Below are 3690 nucleotides of genomic sequence, written 5' to 3' on the forward strand. Positions count from 1 at the left end.
TTCATTCATTCGTTTTCGCAAATCCCCGCCGACAAAGCTGCCAGGGCGACTCTTGAGTCTCAACACGGCATGCGCAGCTTTGGAGCATGGGTCTTTGCGGATGCACTTAGAGGCAGACCCATGACCCAGGAAACCGGCGGATTCGCCGCTTTTAATCTCAACCCGAATATTCTTGCAGCCGTCGCAGCGACTGGCTACGAAGAGCCTTCGGCGATTCAGCAGCAATCGATCCCGATCATCATGGCCGGCCAGGACATGATTGGCCAGGCGCAAACCGGTACCGGTAAAACCGCCGCGTTCGCACTGCCTATTCTGCACCGCATCGATCCTGCCAAGCGCGAACCGCAAGCCCTGATCCTGGCGCCAACCCGAGAGTTGGCGCTGCAAGTAGCAACCGCTTTTGAAACCTACGCCAAGCAAATGCCAGGCGTCACCGTCGTGGCTGTCTACGGCGGCGCGCCGATGGGCCCGCAACTCAAGGCAATCCGTAATGGCGCACAGATTGTTGTCGCTACTCCGGGTCGTCTGTGCGACCACCTGCGTCGCGACGAGAAAGTCCTGTCGACCGTGAACCATCTGGTTCTCGACGAAGCTGACGAAATGTTGAAGCTGGGCTTCATGGATGACCTGGAAGTCATCTTCAAGGCTCTGCCATCGACCCGCCAGACCGTGCTGTTCTCGGCGACCCTGCCGCAGTCGATCCGCGCCATTGCCGAACGCCACCTGCGCGATCCGCAACACGTCAAGATCCAGACCAAGACCCAGACCGTTACCGCGATCGAACAGGCTCACCTGTTGGTTCACGCTGACCAGAAAACCTCGGCCGTACTCAGCCTGCTGGAAGTCGAAGACTTCGACGCGCTGATCATGTTCGTGCGCACCAAGCAAGCGACCCTGGACCTGGCCAGCGCCCTCGACGCCAAAGGCTACAAAGCCGCCGCGTTGAACGGTGATATCGCCCAGAACCAGCGTGAGCGCGTGATCGACTCGCTCAAGGATGGCCGTCTGGACATCGTTGTCGCGACCGACGTTGCTGCCCGTGGTCTGGACGTTCCGCGCATCACTCACGTGTTCAACGTTGACATGCCGTACGACCCGGAATCCTACGTGCACCGTATCGGCCGTACCGGCCGTGCCGGTCGCGAAGGTCGAGCACTGCTGCTGGTGACTCCACGTGAGCGCCGCATGCTGCAAGTGATCGAGCGCGTAACCGGTCAGAAAGTTGCCGAAGTACGCCTGCCAGACGCTCAGGCCGTTCTCGATGCACGCATCAAGAAACTGACCAACAGCCTGTCGCCGCTGGTTGCTGATGCCGAATCGACTCACGGTGAGCTGCTCGACCGTCTGACCGCCGACATCGGTTGCACCCCGCGTGCACTGGCCGCTGCGCTGCTGCGCAAGGCTACCAACGGTCAAGCGCTGAACCTGGCAGCGATCGAGAAGGAACGTCCACTGGTGCCGAACAACGCACCGCGTGGCGACCGTCCTGAGCGTTCCGGTGATCGTCCTGATCGTGGTGACCGCGAGCGTCGCGCGCCAATGCCTTTGGGCGAAGGCCGTGCTCGTTGCCGTACCGCGCTGGGTGCGCGTGACGGTATCGCTGCGAAAAACCTGCTGGGCGCCATCCTCAACGAAGGCGGTCTGGCCCGTGAAGCGATCGGTCGCATCCAGGTGCGTGACAGCTTCAGCCTCGTCGAACTGCCGGAAGAAGGTCTGGAAAAGCTCCTGACCAAGCTGAAGGACACTCGCGTGGCTGGTAAGCAGCTCAAGCTGCGTCGCTACCGCGAAGATTGATCCGCCCTTGGGCTGATTGATCGAACATAAAAAATCCCCGACTGGTTCGGGGATTTTTTTTGCCTGCTTTTAGGGTTCACACAAAACCCTGTGGGAGCTGGCTTGCCAGCGATGACGTCAGCCGAAGCGATATATATCCATACCCAGCGCCCCCATCGTGAAACCCTGATGCGCCACGCTGAAAACCCCGCCAGCACCGCGAGCAAAATACAACGGCAACAAATGCTCATCACTGGGGTGACTGCGCACGGCATTCGGCGCCTGCTGGCGATAATCATGCAGCGCCGTTTCATCGTCGGCCGCCAGTTTGTCGATCATCCAGTCACGAAAATCCCGCGCCCACGGTTCAATGCTTTCCGGGCCGGCATGCCAGTCCAGCTCGCGGAGGTTGTGGGTGATGCTGCCGGAGCCGATCAACAGAATGCCGTGTTCGCGCAGGCTCGCCAGCGCACGGCCAACCCGCGTCTGCAACGCCGGCCCGCCACGACTCGGCAGCGAGACTTGCACCACCGGAATGTCGGCCTGCGGATACATCAACGACAGCGGCACCCAGACACCATGATCGAACGGTCGTTGCGGATCGAGCCGCGCCGGCAAGTCATGGGCGTTCAGCAGTTCAGCCACTTCGGCGGCCAGCTGCGGATTGCCCGGTGCCGGGTACTGAACTTCAAACAGCGCACGGGGGAAACCGCCGAAGTCGTGCCAGGTTTCCGGATGCGGGTGGCTGCTGACCAGCAGTTCCTGGCTTTCCCAGTGCGCCGAGACGATGACGATGGCTTTGGGGCGCGGCAGTTCGGCGGCCAGTCGCGCCAGTGCCGGGCCGCTGGCACCGGGCTCCAGCGCGAGCATCGGTGAACCGTGGGAGATAAACAGGCTGGGCAACATGGACGGGCTCCTGAGCGCTAAGATGAGCCATCTTCAGTCAGATCATCGATCTGAATCCAATATAAGTTTCTGCGGTTTTTCATCGGTTTTTCGGAGTGATCCATGCAGCCTGAGTTTTGGTACAAGAAATGGGATTCGAACCAGATCGGCTTTCATCAGTCCGAGGCCAACCCGTATTTGCAGCGTTACTGGCCGGAGCTGGCGATTGCACCGTCGGCGCGTGTGCTTGTGCCGCTGTGCGGGAAGAGTCTGGATCTGCTCTGGCTTGCCGGGCAGGGACACCAGGTAATTGGGGTTGAGCTAGCCGAAAAGGCTGTCGAGGAGTTTTTCAGCGAACATCAGTTGCAACCGCAGATCAGCGAGCAGGGCGCATTCAAGGTTTATCGCACTGTTGCGTTCGAATTGTGGTGCGGTGATTTTTTCGCGCTGACGGCAGAGGATGTTGCCGGTTGCACGGCGCTGTACGACCGCGCCGCGCTGATTGCCTTGCCGGACGCGATGCGCCAGCGCTACGCGGAGCATCTGCAACAGTTGCTGGCGCCGGGGATGAAAGGGCTGGTGATTACCCTGGATTACGATCAGTCGCAGATCCCGGGACCGCCGTTTGCGGTGAATGATGATGAGGCGCAGCGGCTGCTGGGCCAGGGTTGGCAGCTGGAGAAACTGGAAGAGCGGGATATTCTGGATGAGAGCCCCAAGTTTGTGCAGGGCGGGGTTGAGTGGTTGGTGGAGCGGGTTTATCGGGTTTCTTCCAGATAGTTTTCTGTCAGCAGCTCCGGCGTCCTCGCGAGCAGGCTCGCTCCCACAGTGGGATGCATTCCAAAGGTGGGAGCGAGCCTGCTCGCGAAAGGGACTTTGCTGACAACGCATGATCTGGAGATACAAAAAAAGGCCCGCATCGCTGCGGGCCTTCTTTTTCACTTCGGTCAAATCAACCGCGACGACGCAGTGCGTCAATACGCTCTTCCAGCGGCGGGTGGCTCATGAACATGCGGGCGAAGCCCTGTTTGA

General features: G+C 60.3%; 3 protein-coding genes. 2 read left to right on the forward strand and 1 reads right to left on the reverse strand.

The genetic code is table 11. The annotated features are described in order from the left end of the window. The first annotated feature begins 120 nt into the window (after positions 1-120). The gene (locus D8U71_RS05540) at positions 121-1794 is read left to right on the forward strand and encodes a DEAD/DEAH box helicase (protein WP_016770859.1); all 1674 of its coding nucleotides are present in this window, start codon (positions 121-123) and stop codon (positions 1792-1794) included. 117 nt (positions 1795-1911) lie between these two features. On the opposite strand, the gene D8U71_RS05545 is transcribed toward D8U71_RS05540, so the two are convergent. Then, positions 1912-2679: a class III extradiol ring-cleavage dioxygenase gene (locus tag D8U71_RS05545; protein WP_130887344.1), complete on the reverse strand. Its 768-nt coding sequence runs from the start codon at positions 2677-2679 to the stop codon at positions 1912-1914. Positions 2680-2781: 102 nt separating this feature from the next. Here D8U71_RS05545 and D8U71_RS05550 point away from each other — a divergent pair, with 102 nt between their 5' ends. Next, entirely contained in the window at positions 2782-3438 is a 657-nt protein-coding gene (locus tag D8U71_RS05550) for a thiopurine S-methyltransferase (protein WP_130887345.1), read from the forward strand. Positions 3439-3690 lie beyond the last annotated feature (252 nt).

The organism is Pseudomonas sp. Sample_21, assembly GCF_004307525.1.
GTDB classification, from domain to species: domain Bacteria; phylum Pseudomonadota; class Gammaproteobacteria; order Pseudomonadales; family Pseudomonadaceae; genus Aquipseudomonas; species Aquipseudomonas atacamensis.